General features: G+C 58.2%; 19 protein-coding genes. 6 read left to right on the forward strand and 13 right to left on the reverse strand.

Annotated features, from left to right (window positions below; all coding sequences use genetic code 11):
- Nucleotides 1–93: 93 nt before the first annotated feature.
- A complete protein-coding gene (gene epmB / locus LCM31_RS06630) occupies nt 94–1,143 on the reverse strand; it encodes an EF-P beta-lysylation protein EpmB (RefSeq protein ID WP_224868524.1) in 1,050 nt (349 codons plus the stop codon).
- A 107-nt stretch (nt 1,144–1,250) separates the two neighbouring features.
- Between epmB and efp the strand changes: the two genes are divergently transcribed.
- On the forward strand, nt 1,251–1,823 hold the full coding sequence (efp, locus tag LCM31_RS06635) for an elongation factor P (RefSeq protein ID WP_010133269.1): 573 nt from the start codon (nt 1,251–1,253) through the stop codon (nt 1,821–1,823).
- 271 nt (nt 1,824–2,094) lie between these two features.
- The gene (gene epmA, locus LCM31_RS06640; protein WP_224868525.1) at nt 2,095–3,060 is read left to right on the forward strand and encodes an EF-P lysine aminoacylase EpmA; all 966 of its coding nucleotides are present in this window, start codon (nt 2,095–2,097) and stop codon (nt 3,058–3,060) included.
- 26 nt (nt 3,061–3,086) lie between these two features.
- On the opposite strand, the gene LCM31_RS06645 is transcribed toward epmA, so the two are convergent.
- The 3 genes from LCM31_RS06645 to LCM31_RS06655 form a co-directional block, all read right to left on the reverse strand.
- Complete coding sequence (locus LCM31_RS06645; protein WP_224868526.1) at nt 3,087–3,947, reverse strand: GNAT family N-acetyltransferase; 861 nt, start codon at nt 3,945–3,947, stop codon at nt 3,087–3,089.
- 63 nt (nt 3,948–4,010) lie between these two features.
- Nucleotides 4,011–4,841, reverse strand: coding sequence for a serine O-acetyltransferase (cysE, locus tag LCM31_RS06650; protein ID WP_222248643.1), 831 nt, complete (start codon nt 4,839–4,841; stop codon nt 4,011–4,013).
- 41 nt (nt 4,842–4,882) lie between these two features.
- Nucleotides 4,883–5,869, reverse strand: coding sequence for a serine/threonine protein kinase (locus LCM31_RS06655; RefSeq protein WP_224868527.1), 987 nt, complete (start codon nt 5,867–5,869; stop codon nt 4,883–4,885).
- Nucleotides 5,870–6,000: 131 nt separating this feature from the next.
- On the opposite strand from LCM31_RS06655, the gene LCM31_RS06660 reads away from it, so the two are divergent.
- Nucleotides 6,001–6,321 carry an antibiotic biosynthesis monooxygenase family protein gene (locus LCM31_RS06660; RefSeq protein WP_224868528.1) on the forward strand — a complete coding sequence of 107 codons (321 nt, stop codon included), beginning with the start codon at nt 6,001–6,003 and terminating at the stop codon, nt 6,319–6,321.
- 101 nt (nt 6,322–6,422) lie between these two features.
- On the opposite strand, the gene LCM31_RS06665 is transcribed toward LCM31_RS06660, so the two are convergent.
- The 3 genes from LCM31_RS06665 to LCM31_RS06675 form a co-directional block, all read right to left on the reverse strand.
- A complete protein-coding gene (locus tag LCM31_RS06665; protein ID WP_224868529.1) occupies nt 6,423–8,402 on the reverse strand; it encodes a S8 family serine peptidase in 1,980 nt (659 codons plus the stop codon).
- A 429-nt stretch (nt 8,403–8,831) separates the two neighbouring features.
- Complete coding sequence (locus tag LCM31_RS06670; protein WP_222231446.1) at nt 8,832–9,977, reverse strand: beta-ketoacyl-ACP synthase III; 1,146 nt, start codon at nt 9,975–9,977, stop codon at nt 8,832–8,834.
- 209 nt (nt 9,978–10,186) lie between these two features.
- The gene (locus LCM31_RS06675) at nt 10,187–10,921 is read right to left on the reverse strand and encodes a ComF family protein (RefSeq protein WP_224868530.1); all 735 of its coding nucleotides are present in this window, start codon (nt 10,919–10,921) and stop codon (nt 10,187–10,189) included.
- Nucleotides 10,922–11,138: 217 nt separating this feature from the next.
- Here LCM31_RS06675 and bioB point away from each other — a divergent pair, with 217 nt between their 5' ends.
- Genes bioB through bioC form a run of 3 tightly spaced genes read left to right on the forward strand, consistent with a single transcriptional unit; the run spans nt 11,139 to nt 15,078 of the window.
- Complete coding sequence (gene bioB / locus LCM31_RS06680) at nt 11,139–12,206, forward strand: biotin synthase BioB (RefSeq protein ID WP_224868686.1); 1,068 nt, start codon at nt 11,139–11,141, stop codon at nt 12,204–12,206.
- Between the two features lie 14 nt (nt 12,207–12,220).
- Nucleotides 12,221–13,426 carry an 8-amino-7-oxononanoate synthase gene (gene bioF, locus LCM31_RS06685; protein WP_224868531.1) on the forward strand — a complete coding sequence of 402 codons (1,206 nt, stop codon included), beginning with the start codon at nt 12,221–12,223 and terminating at the stop codon, nt 13,424–13,426.
- Between the two features lie 8 nt (nt 13,427–13,434).
- Entirely contained in the window at nt 13,435–15,078 is a 1,644-nt protein-coding gene (gene bioC, locus LCM31_RS06690; protein ID WP_224868532.1) for a malonyl-ACP O-methyltransferase BioC, read from the forward strand.
- A 20-nt stretch (nt 15,079–15,098) separates the two neighbouring features.
- Here bioC and LCM31_RS06695 read toward each other — a convergent pair whose 3' ends face one another.
- The 6 genes from LCM31_RS06695 to speA all read right to left on the reverse strand — a co-directional run bounded on the left by LCM31_RS06695 (nt 15,099) and on the right by speA (nt 22,872).
- A complete protein-coding gene (locus LCM31_RS06695) occupies nt 15,099–15,977 on the reverse strand; it encodes a cyclase family protein (RefSeq protein WP_224868533.1) in 879 nt (292 codons plus the stop codon).
- Nucleotides 15,978–16,397: 420 nt separating this feature from the next.
- Entirely contained in the window at nt 16,398–17,054 is a 657-nt protein-coding gene (locus LCM31_RS06700) for a DUF6515 family protein (RefSeq protein WP_224868534.1), read from the reverse strand.
- A gap of 102 nt (nt 17,055–17,156) precedes the next feature.
- Nucleotides 17,157–18,035, reverse strand: coding sequence for an agmatinase (speB, locus tag LCM31_RS06705; protein WP_224868535.1), 879 nt, complete (start codon nt 18,033–18,035; stop codon nt 17,157–17,159).
- 407 nt (nt 18,036–18,442) lie between these two features.
- Complete coding sequence (gene nspC, locus LCM31_RS06710; protein WP_224868536.1) at nt 18,443–19,636, reverse strand: carboxynorspermidine decarboxylase; 1,194 nt, start codon at nt 19,634–19,636, stop codon at nt 18,443–18,445.
- A gap of 75 nt (nt 19,637–19,711) precedes the next feature.
- Nucleotides 19,712–20,911: a saccharopine dehydrogenase family protein gene (locus LCM31_RS06715; RefSeq protein ID WP_224868537.1), complete on the reverse strand. Its 1,200-nt coding sequence runs from the start codon at nt 20,909–20,911 to the stop codon at nt 19,712–19,714.
- Between the two features lie 38 nt (nt 20,912–20,949).
- Nucleotides 20,950–22,872: a biosynthetic arginine decarboxylase gene (gene speA, locus LCM31_RS06720; RefSeq protein WP_224868538.1), complete on the reverse strand. Its 1,923-nt coding sequence runs from the start codon at nt 22,870–22,872 to the stop codon at nt 20,950–20,952.
- Nucleotides 22,873–23,082: the final 210 nt, after the last annotated feature.

The raw sequence follows: 23,082 nt of genomic DNA on the forward strand, positions 1-23,082 counted from the left end.
CTTGTCGTATATTAGCTCTTTTGGGGGGCTTTTGGAGCGTGTTTGGCGGCTCCATGCGAGCGCCAGCGTTGGGGGCTCAGCGACAAACGCTGTTTATACCGGTGTCTTGGATTTTTCCGCGGGAATTTCCCGCACCAGGCGCGGTACCAGATAACCTGGCAGTTGCTGGCGCACACTTTCCACCAGTGCGCGCGCGCGGGTGTCTGCCACTTCGAAATGTGCGGCACCCTGCACGTGATCCAGCTGGTGCAGGTAATACGGCAGCACCCCATTGGCGAACAACTTTTCGGAAAGCTCGGCCAGCGTGTCGGCGCTGTCGTTGACGTTTTTCAGCAGCACAGCCTGGTTGAGCAGGGTAACGCCGGCAGCGCGCAATCGGCCGAGGGCGGCCGCGACCTCATCGTCAATCTCGTTGGGGTGATTGCAGTGCAGCACCAGTACAGGCTTGAGGCGGCTACGGGTAAACCAGCCCAACAGTTCTTCGTTGACGCGGGACGGCGCGACGATGGGCAGGCGGGTGTGGATACGCAGCTTGTCCAGCTGCGGGATCTGCTGCAGCTCGCCCGCCAGCCAGGCCAGCTGACGGTCGCTCATCACCAGGGGGTCGCCACCGCTTAAAATCACTTCACGCAGGCCCTGCTGAGCGCGGATATAGTCCAGCGCCTGCTGCCACTGCTGGCGGTTCAAATGGTTGTCGCCGTAGGGGAAGGCGCGGCGGAAGCAGTAGCGGCAGTTGACCGCGCACTGGCCGGCGGCAATCAACAGCAGGCGGCCCTGGTATTTATGCACGACGCCGGGCACCGGATTGGCGTTGGCTTCCTCCAGTGGGTCGTTGTTGTAGCCGGGGCTGGGCTGCAGTTCTGCTGCGGTGGGCAATACTTGCAACAGCAGTGGGTCTTTGGGATCGCCGGGGCGGATGCGGCTCAGGAACGGGCGTGGCACGCGCAGTTCGAAGGTGGCCGAGGCAGCGCTCAGTTGGGGCAGCTGCTCAGCATCCAGTTGCAGCAGCTCGAGCAGTTCCTGCGGGTCGCGCACCAGATCGCTCATTTCTTCCTGCCAGCGGCGCGGGCGCAGGATCTCCTCGCCGGAGGCGGCGATTTCGATGCTGCTTATTTCACGTGCGGGCTGGCGGTGCTGTATCATAGCGGGCTGTTTTTTTGGCGCGGTGGCCGTTGGCTACTGGTTGGCCCCGGAGGGGCGCGCGAAGTTTAATCAATTTGATGGCGTAATGCTGATATTTCGAGGAGCTCATGGCTAATTATTCCACTAACGAATTCAAAGGCGGCCTGAAGGTAATGCTGGACGGCGACCCCTGTTCCATTGTGGACAATGAGTTCGTGAAGCCCGGTAAGGGGCAGGCCTTCAATCGCGTGAAGCTGCGCAACCTGAAGACCGGTCGCGTGTGGGAGCGTACTTTCCGTTCCGGTGAGAGCCTGGAGAGTGCGGACGTGATGGACCGCGACATGGAATACCTCTACAACGATGGTGAGTTCTTCCATTTCATGGAGCCGGAGACCTTTGAGCAGCATCAGGCGGACGCGAAGGCGGTTGGCGATGCGGCGAAGTGGCTGAAGGAGCAGGATATCTGCGTGGTCACTCTGTATAACGGTGCGCCGCTGGCGGTCACTCCGCCAAACCACGTGATCCTGGAAATCACCGATACCGATCCGGGTGTGCGTGGCGATACTGCACAGGGCGGCACCAAGCCGGCGACCCTGTCTACCGGTGCCGTGGTGAAGGTACCCCTGTTCCTGGAAATCGGTGAGACTATCAAGGTCGATACCCGTACCGCGGAATACCTGGGTCGCGCGAAGGAAGACTAATCCTCTTTTGCTCAGCGATTCTGAAGGGCGAATACTCTGGTATTCGCCCTTTTTAGTTGTGGCTGCGGTGGTTCCTTTTTCCAGGGCCTCGAGGCGTCAAAATACCGGGTGCGGGTTTTCAGGACCGCTGTGAATACATCCCTGTACGCTGCGTCAGCGGCGTCCTTGCCGCTGACGCTCCTGAAAACCCGCACCCGGCACTTTGCCTTCGCATCGGCGATTGGTGGTTCTAGGCAGCTAAACTGGTACATCTTTTTAAATTTAAACTCCTATGTCTGAATGCCTCTGGCAGCCCTCTGCCCCACTCGACAACCTCCGCCGCCGCGCCACCCTGCTCGCGGATATCCGCCGTTTCTTCAGCGAGCGTCAGGTGCTGGAGATGGAGGTGCCGATTCTGTCCCGTCGCGCCACCAGCGACCCGCATATCGATTCGATCACGGCGGACTGTAGCGGCGCGCCGGCGTTCCTGGCGACCAGCCCGGAGTTTGGCCTGAAGCGTTTGCTGGCCGCGGGCATGGGAGATTGTTATTACCTGGGCAAGGCGTTTCGCAATGGCGAGGCCGGTGGTCGGCACAATCCGGAATTCACCATGCTGGAGTGGTATCGGGTGGGCTGGGACGATCATCGGCTGATGATCGAGGTGGGTGAGTTTCTGTCGTGGGTGCTGAATATTTCTCGCGTGTGTTCCTACAGTTACCGCGCGCTGTTTCTGAAGTTTCTCGATATCGATCCGCACCGGGCGTCGCTGGAGGAGTTGAAGGCGGTTGTGGCGCGGGTGCTGGAGTTGTCGTTCGAGCCGGCGGATCGCGATGAGTGTCTGGATCTGTTGATGAGCCACCATATCGAGCCGAATATGGATTCGTCAGGCGAGCGTGGGATTACGCTGGTCTACGATTTCCCCGCGAGCCAGGCGGCACTGGCGCGGGTGGAGCACGATGAGCTGGGTGCGCCGGTGGCGCGGCGGTTTGAAGCCTATGTGGCGGGGATGGAGCTGGCCAATGGTTACTGGGAACTGACCGATGCCGCGGAACAGCAGCGCCGGTTTGAAGCGGATCAGAAATACCGTGCAGAGCATGGCAAGCCGGTAAATCCATACGAGGAGCGTCTGGTGGAGGGGCTGGCGTCTGGCATGCCGGCCTGCGCGGGCGTGGCGCTGGGGGTGGACCGGATATTGATGTTGGCCTGCGAGGCAGAGCGTATTGATGAGGTGATCGCGTTTCCGATTGAGCGTGCGTAATCTCGCTGGTTATCCGCTAGCTGCACTCATGCGCTTTCGCGATCTTCACTTGCATCGTCATTGGGCGCGTCCTGGCGGAGGCTGCTGGCACCGCGCTCGGGGGTGAATTCGTAGCAGGTGACTTCGCCCACGGCGTAAAAGCCAGTATCTAACCAGAGGTCTTGTTGGTCTTCTCCCACCAGTGCCACTGCGTGCTTGTGGTGGCTATGCAACACTTCCCGCACCATTTGCTGGAACATGGCACTGCCGACTCCGTGATCGCGATATTCGGGTAATGTCCACAGGTCGTAGAAGCCGAGCGCATCGGCGGAAGAAAACAGGCAGCCGGTGGCCACCGCTTTTCCCTCGAACTCGCCGATATGCATTTTCAGACGGCTGTATTTGTGTTCGGGTAATTCGGATAAGTGTTTGTAGAACTTCTTGGTTTGCGCGGCTTCGAGGTTGCAGCTTTGTGATGCGGCAATCAGGTCGCCGTAGGCGATGACATCCTCTGCGCGCGTGACGTTTTTAATCGTCAGCTTGTCATCGGCCTTGTCGTTTGGGGCCAGTTGTTTGACCTCCGCCGCCATGGCAATCAATGGCGGTTGGCGAATCAGATGTAGTTCCGCCAGTGCCACGTCATCCAGTGGCTTGTTTGCACAGTGCCACAGGGAAAAGGGGCTGTGGCGCTCGGCAAAATAATCGACGACAAAACGCTGCAAAATGCGCGGCTGTACCACCGAGTTGCTCACTACCTGGTTGAAATGCGAGGAGAGGAGCCCGCTGTCGGTGCGCAGCAGGCCGGTGATTTCTTTGGTCTGACTGGGGTTGGCCAGCCCGGCAAAGTACCCAGCTTTAGTTTCCAGGTTGCGGCAAACGAGGTTTTTGGCACTGAGACTGTATTTCATGGTTAAAGGATAGTCTTGCCGTTGCCTGGCTGGAATGAATGTGTGCAACCTGTGACAGCAGAATCAGCGCAATTGATCCACCTGCGATATTGCGGTTTGATTCATGCTGATGGCGGGCTGGTCGCAGCTTGCCGTGCCAATCACTTTGGCGGGCACCCCGGCTACCAGAGATTTCTCCGGTACTGGCTTCAGCACCACACTGCCGGAAGCGATCTGCGAGCAGGCGCCAATCTCGATATTGCCGAGAATCTTGCTGCCGGCACCAATCAGCACACCGCAACGCACTTTCGGATGGCGGTCGCCGCTTTCCTTGCCGGTGCCCCCCAGGGTCACCGATTGCATGATCGAGACATTGTCTTCCACCACCGCCGTCTCGCCGATGACGATGCCGGTGGCGTGGTCGAGCAGGATGCCCTGCCCCAGCTCGGCGGCGGGATGGATATCCACACCGAATACCACCGAGATACGGTGTTGGATAAACAGGGACAGTGAACGTCGCTGCTGTTGCCACAGCCAGTGGGCCACGCGCCAGGCCTGCAGGGCGTGATACCCCTTGAAGAACAGGAACGGCTCATACAGCGAGTGGCAGGCACTGTCGCGTTGTTCGATCGCGGCCAGGTCCGCGCGCGCGGCGGTACCGATACTCGGGTCCGCGGCCAGTGCTTCGTCAATCACTTCCCGAATCAGCAGGGCTTGAGCAACCGGGCTGTCCAGCTTGTTGGCCAGGTGAAAACTGAGGGCCGATTCGAGCGTGGCGTGATTCAGGATGGTGGCGTGCAGGAAGCTCGCCAGGATCGGCTCCCGCTCGACCTGCACCGCGACATCCCGGCGAATGCCGTCCCAGATCGGGTCAAGTTGGTCGACTTGATCAGCGCTTGGCTTTACGTTTTCCATCGGATACAGCTCCTTTTTTCTCACCACGATTTACGCGCTGGTTAGACTGCCCCAAGTGTGAGGGGCGGCTCCTGCAGCGCGGCAAGCTGCTCGCGCAGGGCCAGAATATGTTCTGCCCAGTAGCGGGGCGTATTGAACCACGGGAATGCCTTGGGAAACGCCGGGTCCTGCCAGCGCCGCGCCAGCCAGGCGGCGTGGTGCATCTGGCGCAGGCAGCGCAACGGTTCTACCAGCTGTAACTGAGCCGGATCAAAAGGGTAGAAGGTTTCGTAGCCTTCGACCACAGTATCCAGATAAGCGGTTGCCTCCGCGCGGTCACCAGAAATCAGCATCCAGATATCCTGGATGGCCGGACCTTGTAAGCAGTCGTCCAGATCCACAAACCAGGGGGTATCGTCCCGCCACAGGAAGTTGCCGCTGTGGCAGTCGCCGTGCAGACGCAGCGTGGGCCACTCCCGCTCAAACTGAGGTGCAATCTGTTCGATGAGATGTGCCGTGGTGGTGGCGTAGGCCTCCACATTCTCTCGCGGCAGGAAATCTCCGGCCAGAATGGTTTCGCGGCTATCGATAGCGAAGCGCTGCAGGCTCAGTTGCGGGCGGTGCGCGAAGGGGCGCGCAGCACCGATGGCGTGAATTCGCCCGAGCATGGTGCCCACCTGTTCCAGGTGGTCAAAGTTATCCAGCTCGATCTGGTGACCGCCGCGGCGCGGAAAAAGTGCGAAGCGGAACCCGTGGGCTTCCAACAGCGTGGTGCCATCAAATTCCAGTGGTGCCACCACGGGAATCTCTGCGGCCGCAAGCTCCAGCGAGAACGCGTGTTCCTCGAGGATTTGCGCATCACTCCAGCGTCCCGGGCGATAGAACTTGGCGATTAACGGTTGCGCCTCGTCGATCCCTACCTGGTAAACGCGGTTCTCATAACTGTTGAGTGGGAATATGCGCGCGTCAGACAGCAGGCCCACGCTCTCCACGCAGTCGATTACCCGGTCGGGGGTAAGCGCGTCGTAGGGATGTGACGATTCGGTCATGGGGGCTCCACTGAGCGCGATAGGGCTCGGATCAAATGGGGGCGCTATGCTAACGCGGATGGACTGGCGCACCAACTGTTCATGGAACGCATGGATGTCCATGGATACAGGGAAATCGACAGGAGAACACGGTGAAATACATTTTTGAGGTGCAGATAAAACAGGGCTTCCGTGCGGAGCAATACGCCGATGCCTGGGTGCGCGCATCAGAGCTGATTCAGCAGGCGCCGGGGGCACGTGGAACTGAACTGCATCGCAAGATTGGTGAACCGGACAAGATGATTGCGATTGCACATTGGGATTCCAAAGCGCAGCGCGATGCGATGCAGGAAAAACACAACCCGGAGATCGACAGCATCATTCGCAGTGCTGCGCCCTTTGTCGAGATTCGGGTGCTCGGCTCTTACGAGGAGCCGGAATGGGTGGTAACGCCGCCGCAAGCAAAAGCGTAGTCGGCAGCCGTGTTTTATCGGGTAGAAAAAAGGGCGCCCTGTAAACAGGGCGCCCATATTGCTTGCGAATTGAGGAAATCCGCGCGGTGCGTTAGCGCACCTTAGTTGCTGTACCAGTAAGCATCCAGAGTCACGCCGCTGGCTCCGTTGCGGGTAGCCTTGAGGCCGATATGCCAAGTGCCAGCCGCCGGGTTGGCGATGGTGCAGGACTCATTGTTGCCGCCACCGGTGTCGCGGCAATCGTACAGGCTGTTGGTTGGGTTGGCGCCGAGGCGTACGTACAGGTTGACGTTACCGCTGCCACCGGAGGTGGATACCTCGAGGCTGGTCGCGCCGGCGGGTACGTCAATGGTGTAGTACTCCCAACCACGCGAGGCAACACTGATGTTGCTCTCGGTAAAGCCGTCGCTGCTCGGGCCGCCGCTGCCATCGCTAACGGTTACCGACTGTGTGCTGCTATCGCTAGCGCCATCGTCGTCGGTCACGGTCAGGGTCACAGAGTAGGTGCCGGCCGCACTGTAGCTGTAGCTCGGGTTGGCATCCGTTGAGCTGCCGCCATCACCGAAGTCCCAGCTGTGGCCCACAACACTGCCATCGCTATCGCTACTGCTATCGGTGAAGGTCACGAACAGGTCTGAAGCGTTAAAGGTGAAGCTCGCATTCGGTGCCTGATTAGTGGGAGTGCCGCCGCCGACCGCATCGATCGCCGCGCTCGCGTCGATAATACCCGCACCGCATCCGCCGGAGCAGGCGCCGGGTAGTGCACGCGCGGTAGACTTGAGTGCGCTTTCAACCTGAGCTGGAGTAACGCCGCCGTTGGCTGCGTACATCAATGCGGCAACGCCGGATACATGAGGTGCCGACATCGAGGTGCCCTGGTAGTACACGTAATTTTCGGCACCTGGGCCGGTAGCGCCGTCGTTCAGGGTTGATGCGACACCATGGGTTGCATCGTATGCGACATCGCCACCGGGTGCGCTCACATCGACGGTGGAGCCAAAGTTGGAATAATACGCGCGGGCGCCGAAGCGCTCGGTGGCCGCGACAGAAATTACATTGTCACAGCTGGCCGGGCGATAGCCTGAAGCGTCGGCGTCGCTGTTACCCGCGCTGACAACAACCGTTGAGCCATTGGTAACCGCTGTGTTAATCGCACTTTGATAGGTGGAATCACAGGCTCCACTACCGCCAAGGCTCATGTTGATCACCTGGGCCGGATTTGCGTTTACCGGTACGCCGGAAACATTGCCACCGGACGCCCAAACGATACCGTCGGCAATATCGGAAAGGTAACCACCACATTTGCCCAGTACACGTACCGGAACCACTTTCGCGTCGAAGGCAACACCGGCTACGCCTTTGTTGTTGTCGGTAACCGCGGCGACAGTGCCGGCCACATGGGTACCGTGCCAGCTGCTGCTCTGGTCTTGGGGTGGATTGAAAATACCGCACTCGTTGCGGGTAACGGCATCGCCGGGGTCAGAGGGGTCCGCGTCGCGGCCGTCGCCATCGTTAGACACAAAGGTATCATCGATAAAGTCGTAACCGGGCAGGATGTTGGCATCGAGATCCGAGTGGTACACGTATCCAGTATCGAGTACCGCAACCGTCACACCCGCACCGGTTTGCTTGTCCCACGCGGCGGGCAGGTTGATACCGCCAGTGGCTTCAAAGTAGTGCCACTGTACGTTGTAGTAGGTATCGTTCGGTGTGTATTGCGGCACCATAAACGCATCTTCCTCGACGGAAAGAATATTGGGATCCGCTTCCAGTGTGGCCTGCAGCTTCTTCAGCTGGCCCGGCGCCATCCGTGTTTCCAGGCGAAATACCTGGCGGTCTTCAAGCGCCATTTTGCGCAGGTGGCCCATCTTCACGCCGCCGCGATTAGACAGGGTGGTAGCCTGTGACTGCCAGTCGCGTGCCTGGGTGTCTTTGTAGCGAACGATCAGGCGCTGCGGCACATTGGAAAAATCTGCATCGGCAGAAATCTGTGCAACAGCCTGTGAGTGATTGCCGAGTAGCCCCAGCGTAGTGATTGCCGAAATGGCGGCAAAAGAATACCCCTTCAGAATGGATTTCATTCTTATTGTTCTCCCCGTATCAGGATCTTTGTTTGGGTGGTGTGCTGAGTCGCAGCGGACTGCTGTTGGCAGGGCTACTTCGCAGCAATAATTTGCGCCAGTACGATTAGCCGGTAGGGCCGCGCGCGATGGAAAGCCGCAAGCTCGGCGTTGCTTAAACGCCGATATATGACTGTAAGCGAAACTTGGTGCGTCAGTGCCAGACCTTGATCACGCAAATTGCATGATTTCTACGCCAAAAAATGTAATTTCGTGAAATATAAACTTTTGCAGTAAATCCGTGCCAATAACAGCCCGGATGCACAACAAGCGTGCGTTGAAAAATACACAAAAGCGAGGGGAGGGAAGGAGAAGGAGGGCTCTAAGCCTCTCCGCTCATCGACATGCGGAGAGGCTCATAGATCGCCACATTAAGTGACGAGACAAAAATCAAACGGCAATTTTCTCCAGCGCCAGGCTGCCGATAGAGTAGCCAGCACCGAAGGAACAAATCACCCCTTTGCTGCCAACCGGCAAATCGTCGTTATGCAAATTGAACGCGATGATGGAACCCGCACAGCCGGTATTCGCGTACTGGTCCAATACGATAGGTGCGCGCTCAGGGGAGGCGTCGTTGCCCATCAGCTTTTTCGCAATCAATAAATTCATATTGATGTTTGCCTGATGCAGCCACCAGCGATTGACCTCATTCGGTTCGAAACCCAGCTCTTGCACCTGGCTTTCCAGATGTGCGGCGGCCATCGGACAGACTTCCTTGAACACCTTGCGCCCGTTCTGGCGGAACAGCTTGCCCTCGCCAAACGGATCCACATCCGCGGCGCGTGCGGTGTAACTGAAGTTTGAGCGAATATTGTTGGAGAAAACGGTTTTGGCTTTGGTGCCGAGAATTTCCCAGGCACTGTCGGTATTGCAGCTCTCCTTGCGCTCCACCACGGTGGCCACCGCCACATCGCCGAAAATAAAGTGGCTGTCGCGATCGGAAAAGTCGATCTGCGGTGACGCCAGCTCCGGGTTAATTACCAGTACGGATTTGGCAGAACCGGAACTGATCGCATCCACCGCGCGCTGCAGGGCGAAGGTGGCGGAAGAGCAGGCCACTTCCATATCGAAGGCAAAGCCGTCGATACCCAGCGCAGACTGGATTTCGATGGAGATCGCCGGATAGGCGCGTTGCAGATAAGACGCACCCACAATCACCGCATCAATGTCTTCCGGTTTCTTGTTGGCCTTTTCCAGCGCCAGCTTTGCCGCGTTCAAACCCATCTCCGCCTGCAGGCACAGCTCGTCATCGGCGCGCTCCGGCAGGTACGGGCGCATACGGTTCGGATCGAGGATGCCCTCTTTGCTGATCACGTAGCGGTTCTTGATACCGGACGCTTTCTCGATGAACTCTGCGGAAGAAAAAGACTTGGCTTTTACCTGGCCGGATTCGATGGCATCGGCATGTTCGCGATTGAATTTTTCCGCGTGGGCATTCAGCGCCACCACCAGCTCTTCGTTGCTGATGGCCTCAGGCGGTGTCCACAGACCGGTACCGCTGATCACGATGCCGCGAGGTAGTTGGAATTCACTCATGTTTCTCGGTCCCATCATCCTGTGCATCGCACCCGCATAGCCCTGCTAGTGAAGGGGCAATTACGAGCACGCTCTAGTTATAACGTTAGCAGCCGGTGGTTTTTTGCGCAGCGGCGGCGAAAGGGCGACTATTTTGGCGCCTAGAGTCACATTGGTCTATGAATGGATGCGCGAGTCTGGCGGGTCATTGAGGGGGGATTGGCTGACTATCAGGGGGTTCTGGCCAGAGCGTAAACACTGACGCGCGATGCGCCTGCTGCGAGGAGTGACTGGGCCGCCGCCTCCTGGGTGGCACCGGTGGTAATGACATCGTCCACCAGGCCCACATGCAGGTCTTTTACCTGCGGCCCGGCGGCAAAACTGTGGGCGAGATTCTTGCGTCGCTGGGCGCGTGAAAGTGTTTGCTGGCTATCGCTGGCGGCAACTTTACGCAGTGCGTCTGGTGCCACTGGCAGGCGCCAGTAGTCGGCGAAGATATCGGCGATCAGCCGCGCCTGGTTGTAGCCCCGGCCGAATAATTGCTTGCGCCAGTGCATGGGAATCGGCACCAGTATGTCGATGCGGGGGGGCTGTTGTACGTGCGGGTGGAGCGCCTGTGCCGCGAGTTCGGCGAGCGTGCGCCCGGCGGCAAAGTCCCGCTGGTATTTGAAACGCTGCACCAGCTGTGCGATCGGGTAGGCATAGGCCCAGCAGGCGACGCTGCTGGCCTGGGGTGGCGGGCGTTGAATGCAGGTGGCGCAGTAGCGGTCGAAGTGCCGGTCCTGCGTTTCTGCCAGCGGCAGCGCACAGCCTATACAGGCGTGGCCCAGCGAAGGCAGATCGCACTGGCACGATGCGCAGACTCCGGCCTGCACTTCGTCACCGCTGCCGCACAACAGGCAGCGGGCAAAGTGCTTATCGAGGGGGCGGGTGAGTACTTGACCCAGTAATCGCAATAGCGGCACCGCAATCCTCCCTGACTGCAGACTTGTAAACCAGAATGGGTTCTGTTGGTTGACAGCGATAGGGCCACCGCTACACTGACAGCCTTTCGCGCACGATTTACCTGTAAAAACCAAGAACAATGTGGCTCGGAGCCCTGTCCCGCAGCCGATCGACGGCGAACCCCCTATGGAGTTTCGTCGTCTGAGGAGAGTAATCCCAGTGACCGCCAATCTGCAAATGTCTTCCGCCTCGTCTACTTACGGCGAAATTCGCCACGACTGGAGTCGCCAGCAGGTGCTCGACCTGTTCGCGCTGCCGTTCAACGATCTGCTGTTTACCGCGCAGATGGTGCACCGACAGCACTTTGATGCCAACCGGGTTCAGGTAAGCACCCTGTGTTCGATCAAAACCGGTGCCTGCCCGGAAGACTGCAGCTACTGCCCACAAAGCGCCCGTTACGACACCGGCCTTGAGCGCGAAAAGCTGATGAAGGTGGAGAAGGTGCTGGAAGAGGCGCGCGCAGCCAAGGCCAGTGGCGCGACCCGCTTCTGCATGGGCGCCGCGTGGCGCTCACCGAAGAACAAAGACATGCCCTATGTCACCAAGATGGTGCAGGAAGTGAAGGCCCTGGGCATGGAAACCTGCATGACCCTGGGTATGCTGAGCGATGAGCAGGCCAAGGGTTTGGCCGAAGCGGGCCTGGATTACTACAACCACAACCTGGATACCTCGCCGGAATACTACGGCGACATCATTACCACCCGCACCTACGAAGACCGTCTGAATACCCTGGCGAATGTACGTGCGGCGGGTATGAAGGTGTGCGCCGGTGGCATTATCGGCCTGGGTGAAGAGGAAAAAGACCGCGCCGGCCTGCTGATGCAACTGGCCAACCTGTCCGAGCACCCCGAGTCGGTGCCGATTAATATGCTGGTAAAAGTTGCCGGCACGCCGCTGGAAAACAACAAAGATCTGGATCCGTTTGAGTTTATCCGCTGTATCGCAGTGGCGCGCATCATGATGCCGAAGTCCCATGTGCGCCTGTCCGCCGGTCGCGAATCCATGAACGACGAGATGCAGTCCCTCGCCTTCCTCGCCGGTGCCAATTCGATTTTCTACGGCGAAAAACTGCTGACTACTGGCAACCCGGAAGCCAACGAGGACATGCAATTGTTCAAGCGCCTGGGCATCAAGCCAGAGGAATACCAGCAGTACGAGGATGAGTCCGCAGTGGAAGCCGAGCTGCAGGCAAAAATTTCCGAACAGGAATCCGACCCCTTCTTCTACGACGCCGCCAAGGCGTAAGTTCAGTTATTGCTGTGACCGCTGTGGTAAATAGCCTGCAGGACTTTCTCGATGCGCGCCTGGCAGAACGCCGGGCGCAGCAGCTGTACCGCAAGCACAAAGTTCTCGCGGCTGCGCCGGGCCCTGTGGCCGAGGTGGATGGCCGTACCCTGGTTACCTTCAGCAGCAATGATTATCTCGGTCTCGCCACCCATCCCGATGTGATTGCAGCGCAGCAGCACGGTGCCGCGCTGGGTGCCGGGGCCACCGCCTCGCATCTGGTCAATGGCCACTTCGATATCCACCAGCAACTGCAAAACAAGATTGCCGAAGTCACCGGCCGCGAAGCAGCACTGCTCTTCGGCAGCGGCTATATGGCCAACGTTGGTGTTATCAATGCGCTGGTTGGCCGCGGCGATTTTGTGGTGCAGGACAAACTCAATCACGCCTCGCTGATTGATGGCGGGCGCATCTCCGGCGCCCAGTACCTGCGCTTTGCCCACAATGATCTGGAGGCTTTGGAAGTTCAGCTGCGCCGTGCGCGGGAAAAAAACAGCGGAAAAATTCTGCTCGCCGTGGATGGCGTGTACAGCATGGACGGCGACTCCGCACCGCTCGCGCAGATGGCCGCGCTGTGTCAGCGCTACGACGCCTGGTTGATGGTGGATGAAGCCCACGGCTTTGGCGTGATGGGAAGCGCTGAGAATCCCAGCGCCGGCAGTGCCGTCGCCGCCGGGCTGGACCAGCACAGTGCGCCCATCCTCATGGGTACCCTCGGCAAAGCGGCTGGCAATGCGGGTGCCTTTGTCGCAGGCTCAAAAGCGCTGATCGAATACCTTACCCAATTTGCCCGCACCTATATCTACACCACCGGCATGCCGCCGGCAGTGGCTGCCGGGTGCCTGCGCGCGCTCGAGCTGATGCAGCAACAGCCGTTGCGCGAGACCTTGCAGCAGCGCATTGATTATTTCCGCGAGCGCGCCGCGACGCTGCAGTTGCCACTGGAAAACTCCACCAGTGCCATTCAGCCGCTGGTGCTCGGCTGTGAGCAAACCGTGCTCGCCGTCGCCGGACGATTACAGGAAGCGGGCTTTCTGGTGGGCGCCATTCGTCCACCCACGGTACCTGCGGGCACCGCGCGTTTGCGCATCACCCTGTCCGCTGCACACAGCGAGGCGCAGATCGATGGCCTGCTGCAGGCACTGGTGCAGGCGCTGCGCGCGGTGGAGGTGCCGGTGTGACTCGTTCAATGGGCGAAATTAAAAGTCTGGCGCTGATTCATGGTTGGGGCGGCGACTCCCGTTGCTGGCAGCCGTTGCTGGCGCAGTGGCAATCCGTTGCCGGCACTTTCAATGGCCCCTTCGATGGCCCCTTTAATGGCCACATTGTCACCGTGGATTTGCCGGGCTTTGGTGCGCGTACTAACGAGCCCTGGCCGCAAACCGAAACCCTGCTTGCCGAACTGGAAGCGCAGTTGCCGGAAGATTGTCTGCTACTGGGCTGGTCCCTGGGTGGGATGCTCGCGGTGCAGCTTGCCGAACGCAGCAAGCGAGTTGGAAGTAACAAAGTGCGGGCACTGGTGACCATCGGTGCCAACGGGCGCTTTGTCGCCAGCGATGGTTGGCCGGCGGCTATGCCGGAAACGGTGTTCACAGATTTCTGTCGCGCCCAGCGTGAGGCGCCGGCAAAAAATATGCAGCGTTTTGCCGGCCTGCAGGCGCGCGGTGATTCCGAGATGCGCGGCTTGCTGAAAACGCTAAAGGCCGAGGTGCCCGCAGCGGTTCCACAAAGCTGGTCGCAGGCCCTCGAATGCCTTGGTAGCCTGGATAACCGCAAGCTGTTGTCTGCTCCTGTGGTGCCAACGCTACACCTGTTTGGTGAAGGTGATGCATTGGTACCTGTACAGGCTGCGAGTGCGTTGGAAGTGTTGGGTGCGTCGTGCAAGGTGATCCCGCAATCCGGGCACTGCCCGCACCTGAGCCGTCCCGCGCAAGTCGCGGAGATCATTCGCGACTTTGTCGGTAATTCACTTGGTAACTCTATTTCTAGCGCTGTTTCTAACTCTGCCGCACCGCTGGAAAAGACTTCCGTGGCGCGGGCCTTTGGCCGTGCGGCAGCGAGTTATGACGCCGCCGCCCACCTGCAGCGCGCGGTCTGTCGTGAGCTGCTTAGCCGCGCCCCGGAGCACCGCGTACCAAGACGCATTCTCGATCTGGGCAGTGGCACTGGTTACGGCAGCGAGCTGCTGCGCAAACGTTTCCCCGATGCGGAAATTATTGCGCTGGATATCGCCCCGCAGATGCTACAGTTTGCCCGCGCACACCGTCCCGTAAGCAATGCGTATGTGGCGGCGGATGCAGAACAGCTGCCGCTGGCAGACGGTTGTATCGATCTGGTCTTTTCCAGCTTTGCCTTGCAGTGGTGTTACCGGTTGCCGCAGTTGTTTGCGGAAATACGCCGGGTGTTGGCGCCCGCTGGAGACGTATTAATTTCCACGCTGCTACCGGGGACGCTCAGTGAGCTGGAAGTTAGTTGGGCGGCGGTGGATGACGCGGTACATGTGAATCGTTTCCTGCCCGAGAGTGACTGGCACAGTGCCTGTGTGGCCAATCACCTGCAAACAACCACCGCGGTCGAGCAGCGTGTATTGCATTTTGATGATGTGAAATCGCTGATGCGGGAATTGAAGAGCATTGGTGCCCACAATGTGAATCGTGAAGCGGGCAAGGGGCTGCTGAGTCGGGCGAAATTGCGCAAGCTAACCGAAGCCTATGAGAGCGAACGCACCGACGTGGGACTGCCTGCGACCTATGAGGTGTTGTATTTACAGTTAGCGCATTCAGCCGCTGCCGCTTCAGCCCTCGATGCTCTTGATGCCCTCGCGCCGGGTTAAGCGTCGGCGCAATTGCTCTGCTAATCCTCCGGAATAAATCCCACCACGCGTGTAGGCCCACCGCTGCCACCGCGGATTTTCATCGGTAATGCAATCAGGGTGAAGCCTTTCTCCGGTAGCGCCTGCAGGTTGGTTACGTTTTCCAGTGCGGGAACATTCCGCTTGAATAATTCGCGGTGCGCCTTGAATAGTTTCGACGCGCCATAGTCGATACTCGGCGTGTCCAGCCCTACCGCTTTTATACCGCGCTCGTCTGCCAGAAATATCGCCGCCTCGGGAGATAGCCCGGGAAAATTCAGTTTATCCACGGCCGCTTTACCGCGCTCTGCGGTACCCAGGTACTTCACCGGGTCTGGCCAGTACTGTGCACTGCCGGTATCAAATAACACGATCGTGTCTTTCTCGATCTTGCCGTGCTGCTGTTCCCAGCGTTCTATGTCGGCAACGCTAATCAGATAGTTCCTATTGGCGCCTTTGCCCGCTTGCGGAATCTGCCCGGCGACCCGAATTACCACTGCGGGCCCGATTAGTTGCTGCAGGGGTATCTGGTCCACGCTTTGCTGGCCGCGACCGAAATGCACCGGGGCATCCACATGGGTGCCGCCGTGTTCGGCTGCCGCCAGGTTATACGCGGAATAGTAATACCCCTTGTCGGTTTCCCCGGCGAACACCGTGTCTTTGTGAAATTTGTCGGCAGTGGGCCAGTAGAGGGTGTCATCGGCAAAGTCGTGGGACAGGTCGACCCAGCGGCCCTTGGGGAATCCATCTGCGAGCGCGAAGCTCGCCCAGCAAAGCGCCACAACCACAGTGAGATGGCAAACACTCGGCCAGAAAAGGCGCCAGACAAGGTGACAGATGCGGTTCCATGAAGCGGCGAAAAGCGGGAGCCGGTTGCGCAATGTTCTCTCCGTTTGTTGTCATTTTTCGTGCGGGCGTTAAGTCCGCGCCGGGCTACGCAGATAGTGGTGTGTCGCTGTCCGAGGTAGTCGTGCACACCACAGCCTTTGAAAGCCTATACCAAAGCGCCGAGTCTGCCAGTGGGACAGGCTCGCGGTAGCTGTTGCAGCGCAAACGGCTGAAGCGGTTATGTGAGTTTGATTACCGGCTCGAGTGCTGCGTGCCTGCAGCAACGGAAGAATTTGGCTAATTTCGTCTGCCGGTATTCCACCGGGACGGGTTTGCAGGTGTGGTCGATCTGAAGACGGCTTGGGATGCGGGACGTTTGTCTGGATTCTACAAGACCCTCGCCGACTTCGCCCGCTATCTCGGGCGCGCCTGCGAGGGCCTGTAAACCAATGTGGTGTTTGTGTCGTTGGGGATCACACCTGCACGACGACATAGACCTCACGGCCATCGCGCTGGGTCGGCATAAAGTAGTGGCCGCCGTAGCGATAGTACTGGATGCCGTTGATCACTTCGGCGGTATAACCAACCGGCAGCTCGCTGACTACCTGACCCGGCGAGTAGGCCTGCTGGGTTACACCCACTACCGGGGCCGCTGCCACGGTAGTGACCGGTGCCGGCACCACCACGTAGCGATTCATTTGTGGGCGCCATTGGTAGTAGGAAGCGCCGTACTGGTAATACGTCAGTCCGCCGATTTGCACGCGCACCGCACTGCCGGGCAGGGTGAGTACCGCTGCGCCCAGCGGCGCGTTGACCACCACAAAGCCGGTTGGTGCCGGGCGGTAGTAGTAACCGCCGGAGTAGTAATAGGGCACTCCGCCCACTGCCAGGTTCACGTAACCCGCGGGCAGTACCGGAACCGTTACCCCAATACTGATACGCGGCCCGCGATAACGGGGGCCCCAGTAGCCGCGCCCGTAGACCGGACGGTAACGTGGACCATAGGCTGGAAGGTGGCCGTGGTGATGACCGCGGTGCCCAGGATGAGCCTCCGCAGGTGCGGCAAATGCAAAGGAAAGCAGTGCCGCAAGGCCTACTCCCAGCAAGAGGTATTTAGCCGCTTTTTTCATGAATTCCCCCGCGAGCGAGTACTTACTATCTGTGCAAATAATAACCGCATTTGGGGGCGCTTTCTAGCGAGGGACGGCGCGTCACCGTTAAGAATTGTCAGTTCAGCTGGCGTTCAGGTTGCGCTGTATTATGCCCATTAGCTTGTACAGCAACTGCGCCGCACCGAATTCGTAGGCGTGGAAACCGCGGATGGGCGCGAACTCCAGCAGGTCGAAGCCGATGATCTCGCGCTGCCTGGCCACGGATTCAAACAGGTTCAGAGTCTGGTACCAGCCGAGACCACCCGGTACCGGGGTGCCGGTGGAGGGGAAGACCGATGGGTCCATCCCGTCGATATCCAGGGTGAAGAACACCTTGCTGGGAAAGTCCTGTGGCAGCTCGATGGACTGGATCTGGGTAGGCACCAGTTCGTGTGCGTCCATGTAGCCGACGCCGTACTGTTTACGCGCCTCGATTTCCTCTTCGCAATAAGCGCGGATACCCAGTTGATACAGCGGAATGCCCGCCTCACATACCAGGCGCATCACACTGGCGTGACTGTGCTTGTGGCCTTCGTATCGGTCCCGCAGGTCGGCGTGTGCATCGATCTGCACGACACCGAAGTCTTTGATGCCCGCGTCCAGATAGCCCTTGATGATGCCCCAGGTGACCGAGTGTTCGCCGCCGATCCCCACGGGCATTTTACCGAGTCGCAAGATTTCGCTGGTGGCACTGGCAATATTCTCCATCACCCCCTCGGCGGGGCCGCTCACGTCCACCGCTTTGCGCGTGTAGATCCCAAGATCACAAGGGGAGGAAAAATTGTCGAAGGTCTCGAGCTGGTGGGATGCTTCAATAATTGCCGCCGGTCCTTTACCGGTCCCGCCTCCGTAGGAGACGGTCTCCTCGTAGGGGATCGGTAGGATATGGAACAGTGCCTCTTCGGGTTTGGGCTGTTCGATTTCGGAGCCGAGGAAAATGTTTGGATCATCTTGGTGCATGAGATTTTGCCTAGTGATTCTAGGTTTCGCAGTTCCAGATTGAGAGGCCCACTAGGACCTTCTGTGGCGGCCAAGCGTTGGGGATCTATTTTCAAAACCGCTGTGAACCCATCCCTGGGCGCTGCGGCGGCGCCGTCCATGGCGCCGACGCTTTTGAAAATAGATCCCCAACACTTGGCCTTCGCATTACAGCTAAATACTTCGTAACTCAAAAAAATTATTGGCACTGAGGTTAAAGCTGAAGGGATAGTGCCAGGTACAGGTTTTTGGGAGCGTCGCAAACAGGATGTTTGCGCCGCAGCGCCCAGGGATGGGTTCACAGGGGGGCGCCTAGCCCGGTCCCAAAAACCTGTACCTGGTGCTATACCGCCACGGGCTTCGGGGCGAAGTAATCTCAAGCCGGTAATTCACGACAGGCGCCCTTTAAAATCCTCATAACCAAACTCTTTGACCATCCGGAGTTCATCCGTATCCGAATTCCACAGTGCAATCGAAGGCAGCGGAATTCCATTAAACGTGTTGGTTTTGACCATGGTGTAATACGCCATCTCTTCAAACACCAAACGGTCGCCGACATTCAACGGCTCGGCAAAGCTGTATTCACCAATTCGATCCCCCGCGAGGCAGCTCTGCCCGCCCAGCAAATAAGCGTGAGGTAACTCCTGGGGTAAGCTGGCACCGGTAATTTCCGGGCGGTAGGGCATTTCGATCACGTCGGGCATATGGCAGGTCGCGGACACATCCAGAATCGCCTGATTTTTGCCATTCCAGGTTAGATCGATCACTTCGCCGACCAGCACGCCACAGAACAGGGCCACCGCCTCGCCGGGTTCGAGATAGACCTGCACATTGTGCTTTTGCGAGAAGCCCTTAACCGCGTGGATTAACGCCTCAACCTGATAATCCCGCCGAGTGATATGGTGGCCGCCGCCAAAGTTGATCCATTCCATTTGCGGCAGCAGATCGCCAAATTTTTCTTCCACCGCTGCAATGGTACGTTGCAGAGGTTCGAAGTCCTGTTCACACAAGGTGTGGAAGTGCAGGCCGCTGATACCAGAGAGGTCTTCATTTTCAAATAGCGAGCGCACGATGCCGAGACGTGAGCAGGGCGCGCAGGGATCGTAAATCGGCGTGTGGCCTTCGGAATGCTCGGGATTGATGCGCAGTCCAAAGCGCAACTCGGGCCGTTCCTTCTGTGCCGCAAGGCACATGGGCTTGTAGCGCTGCCACTGGGAAAACGAGTTGAAGATAACGTGGTGCGCAAACTCCAGGATTTCTTCCAGCTCCTGCTGTTTGTAGCCTGCGCTGAAGACATGCACTTCCTTGCCAAGATCCTTGCCGCCGTATTCCTCGAAGCCCAGTCTTGCCTCGTTGATGCCACTGGCGCAGGTGCCGGACAGGTATTCGACAACGATATGCCCGACGCTGAACATGGAGAAGGCTTTGAGTGCGGCGAGTACCTTGGCACCGCTACGCTGCTGCACATCGGCCAGCACTTCAAGGTTATCGCGCAGGGCGATTTCGTCGACCACAAAGCAGGGGGTGGGTACCCGGCTGGGGTCGAACTCGCCAAAATAGTCTCTACGGGGTGTCAGATCCATAAATCAATTCTGCCGCTGGAGTGCGAAAGCCCCGGGCTACGCGAAGGCGCGCCCGGGATGTAAGCGGTATTGGAATTACAGGAACGGCTTGTCAAGCCAGGTTTCCTGCCACGGCAAGCCGTATTTATTCAGGTCATGCATAAACGGATCCGGATCCAGCTGTTCCATATTCCACACGCCGGGCTTCATCCACTTGCCTTCCATCATCATCTTCGCGCCGATCATGGCCGGTACGCCGGTGGTGTAGGAAATCGCCTGGGACTTAACTTCCTTATACGCTTCCTGATGGTCGCAAATGTTGTAGACGTAGTAGATTTTGTCATCACCACCACCCTGCGGGGTGCCCTTGATGATGTTGCCAATACAGGTCTTGCCCTTAGTCAGTGGGCCCAGGCTTGCCGGGTCCGGCAGCAGCGCCTTCAGGAATTGGATGGGTATGATTTGCTGGCCCTGGAACTCTACCGGCTCAATGCTGGTCATGCCGACGTTCTGCAACACTTCCAGATGCTTCAGGTAACTGGCACCGAAGGTCATCCAGAAGCGTGCGCGCTCGATTTCCGGGTAGTGCGTGGACAGGGACTCCAGTTCTTCGTGGTACAGCAGATACAGGTCTTTCTCACCGATGCCCTCGGGGAATTCAAACACCCGCTTTTCTTCCATGGGTTTGGTGGTTACCCATTTGCCATCTTCCCAGTAGCGGCCATTCGCGGTGATCTCACGAATATTGATTTCAGGGTTGAAGTTGGTGGCAAACGGCAGGCCGTGGTCGCCGGCGTTACAGTCGAGAATATCCAGGGTCTTGATGCGATCAAAGTGGTGTTTTTTCGCATAGGCGGTAAATACGCTGGTGACACCCGGGTCGAAGCCGCTGCCGAGCAGTGCCATCAGGCCGGCTTTTTCAAAACGGTCCTGATAGGCCCACTGCCACTTGTATTCGAACTTGGCCTCTTCTGGTGGTTCGTAGTTGGCCGTATCCAGATAGTGCACGCCGGTTTCCAGGCAGGCATCCATGATGTGCAGATCCTGATAAGGAAGCGCCACATTGATGACCATGTCTGGCTTCACTTTTTCAATCAGCGCGACCATTTCACCAACGTTATCCGCATCCACCTCCGCGGTGTCGATTTTGCGCGGCAACATTTCAGCGATTTTGTCGCACTTGGATTTGGTGCGGCTGGCGAGGGTGATGTTCTCGAAGACTTCTTCTACCTGGGCGCACTTGTGCGCGACTACCTGGCCGACGCCACCGGCGCCGACAATCAGAACGTTGGCCATTTCTTTCTCCCTGTTCCGGATAGTGGGGAAACCAAAAGTTACTTCTCGAAGTAGGTATAGCCGCTCATACTCGCGGTATACGTATGTAAGATGTCTTTGCGCTGCTGTGGGCTAATGCGCTTTTCTTTCACCGCGCGCTCCGCCAGCTTGCGAAAACGCTCGAACAAATCCTGCGGTGAGTACTCCACGTAACTCAGCACATCGGCAATGCTGTCACCCTGAATTTCACGGCTGTAATCCACATGCCCATCTTCGTCAATCCGTACACTGACCACATTCGTGTCACCGAACAGGTTGTGCAGATCGCCGAGAGTCTCCTGGTAGGCACCCACCAGAAAAGTGCCGAGAATATATTCCTCGCCTTCGTTCAGTGGGTGCAGTGGTAGCGTTTTGCGTTCGCCCTGGCGATCGATAAAACGATCGATCTTGCCGTCACAGTCGCAGGTGATATCTGCGATGATTGCCGAGCGTGTCGGTGCCTCGTCCAGACGGTGCACGGGCACCAGTGGAAACAGTTGATCAATCGCCCAGATATCCGGCAGGGACTGGAACACGCTCATGTTGGCGTAATAGATGTCGGACAGTACTTCCGGTAGTGCCTCCAAGTCAGCCGGGATATGCTCGACTTCATCGAGTAGCTTGCGAATTTTTTGTGCGCACTGCAGAAACAGGTTTTCCGCCAGCGCGCGGTCGCGCAGGCTCACCTGACCATGTAAGTAAAGTGCGCGGATCTCGTCGCGATAGTAGAGCCCGTCGTTGTAGCTTTCCTGCAGGTTTTCCTGCGCTACGCTCTCCAGTGCTTCCTGCAGGTTCTTCAGCATTGGATGCGCATCGCTGCCGATACGGTCGTCTTCCAGCTCGATGGGCTCGAAGCTGGTGGTATCCAGAATGTTGAACAATAAGACGGATGAGTAGGCGACGGTTGCGCGCCCGGATTCGGTAATGATGACCGGATGGGTAACGCCCTCGCTGTCGAGGGTCTCCATAATGGCTTCCACCACATCCACACAGTACTCATCCAGAGAGTAGTTTTTGGAGTGGGTGTAGTTGGTCTTGGAGCCATCGTAGTCCACCGCCAGGCCGCCGCCGAGGTCCAGGTAACCCATGGCCGCACCCTCTTCCACCAGGTCCGCATAGTAGCGACAGGCTTCCAGCACACCGGTGCGAATGTCGCGGATATTGGGTACCTGCGAACCGAGGTGGTAGTGCAGCAACCGCAGGCAGTGCAGCATGTTGTGATCACGCAGTCTGTCGACCATCGCGATGAGGTCGTTACTACCGAGGCCGAAAATACTGCGGTCACCGCTGGTGGCGTTCCAGTAGCCGCCGACTTTACTTGCCAGTTTTACCCGCACGCCAATGTTGGGCTCGACCTGCTCGCGCTCGGCGCAGCGAATGATGGTGTCCACTTCCGATGGTGTCTCCACCACGAAAAACACCTGTACCCCGAGGCGCTGTGCCTGCAAGCCCAGGTTGATGAATTCCTCATCCTTGTAACCATTACACACGATGAGCGCATCGGTATTGTCGAGGATCGAAAGTGCGGCAATGAGCTCCGCCTTGCTGCCCGCTTCAAGCCCGTGCCCGAAAGAGCGCCCAGCCTTGGCGATTTCCTCGATCACCTGGCACTGCTGGTTGACCTTGATGGGAAAAACGCCGCGGAACACATTGTTGTAACCACAGCTGTCGATCGCGCTGCGGAAAGAATTGTTGATGCGTGCGATTTGCGCGTCGAGCAGGTTTTCAAAACGCACCAGCAGCGGCATGCCCAGCCCGCGCTCGGTGGCACCGTGGGCAATATCCAACAGCGATACCGCGTGCAGTTCACCGGCGTCATTTTTTACTTCAACCGTGATTTCACCGCGCTGGTTCAGGTTGAAGTAATCGGCACCCCAGTTGCGGATACCGTAGAGTTCTGCGGAGTCTTCGCAGGTCCAGTTTTCAATCTGTTGTTGCTTCATGGCGCCTGTTAAATTTTGGCAAATATTGGATGGAACCCGGTGCCGGTTTCGGGGCGCGAATCTTGGGGTTTGGTTGTGTGGAAATCAATAAGAAATGAAAAGAAATTGCGGATAAATCCACAAGGTTAAAACTAAATTTTTATTCGGTTTTTTATTCGTTTTTTGTATATCGCCAAACATTTGTTTATGGCGCAACGGGTTTAGGCGAAA

The organism is Microbulbifer agarilyticus (genome assembly GCF_020171345.1).
Classification (GTDB): domain Bacteria; phylum Pseudomonadota; class Gammaproteobacteria; order Pseudomonadales; family Cellvibrionaceae; genus Microbulbifer; species Microbulbifer agarilyticus_D.

Bases quoted from the DNA above. Each gene is read 5' to 3' on its own strand.
- epmB (WP_224868524.1), bottom strand. From the start codon at position 1,143: ATGATACAGCACCGCCAGCCCGCACGTGAAATAAGCAGCATCGAAATC.
- efp (WP_010133269.1), top strand. From the start codon at position 1,251: ATGGCTAATTATTCCACTAACGAATTCAAAGGCGGCCTGAAGGTAATG.
- epmA (WP_224868525.1), top strand. From the start codon at position 2,095: ATGTCTGAATGCCTCTGGCAGCCCTCTGCCCCACTCGACAACCTCCGC.
- LCM31_RS06645 (WP_224868526.1), bottom strand. From the start codon at position 3,947: ATGAAATACAGTCTCAGTGCCAAAAACCTCGTTTGCCGCAACCTGGAA.
- cysE (WP_222248643.1), bottom strand. From the start codon at position 4,841: ATGGAAAACGTAAAGCCAAGCGCTGATCAAGTCGACCAACTTGACCCG.
- LCM31_RS06655 (WP_224868527.1), bottom strand. From the start codon at position 5,869: ATGACCGAATCGTCACATCCCTACGACGCGCTTACCCCCGACCGGGTA.
- LCM31_RS06665 (WP_224868529.1), bottom strand. From the start codon at position 8,402: ATGAAATCCATTCTGAAGGGGTATTCTTTTGCCGCCATTTCGGCAATC.
- LCM31_RS06670 (WP_222231446.1), bottom strand. From the start codon at position 9,977: ATGAGTGAATTCCAACTACCTCGCGGCATCGTGATCAGCGGTACCGGT.
- bioB (WP_224868686.1), top strand. From the start codon at position 11,139: ATGTCTTCCGCCTCGTCTACTTACGGCGAAATTCGCCACGACTGGAGT.
- bioC (WP_224868532.1), top strand. From the start codon at position 13,435: ATGGGCGAAATTAAAAGTCTGGCGCTGATTCATGGTTGGGGCGGCGAC.
- LCM31_RS06700 (WP_224868534.1), bottom strand. From the start codon at position 17,054: ATGAAAAAAGCGGCTAAATACCTCTTGCTGGGAGTAGGCCTTGCGGCA.
- speB (WP_224868535.1), bottom strand. From the start codon at position 18,035: ATGCACCAAGATGATCCAAACATTTTCCTCGGCTCCGAAATCGAACAG.
- nspC (WP_224868536.1), bottom strand. From the start codon at position 19,636: ATGGATCTGACACCCCGTAGAGACTATTTTGGCGAGTTCGACCCCAGC.
- LCM31_RS06715 (WP_224868537.1), bottom strand. From the start codon at position 20,911: ATGGCCAACGTTCTGATTGTCGGCGCCGGTGGCGTCGGCCAGGTAGTC.
- speA (WP_224868538.1), bottom strand. From the start codon at position 22,872: ATGAAGCAACAACAGATTGAAAACTGGACCTGCGAAGACTCCGCAGAA.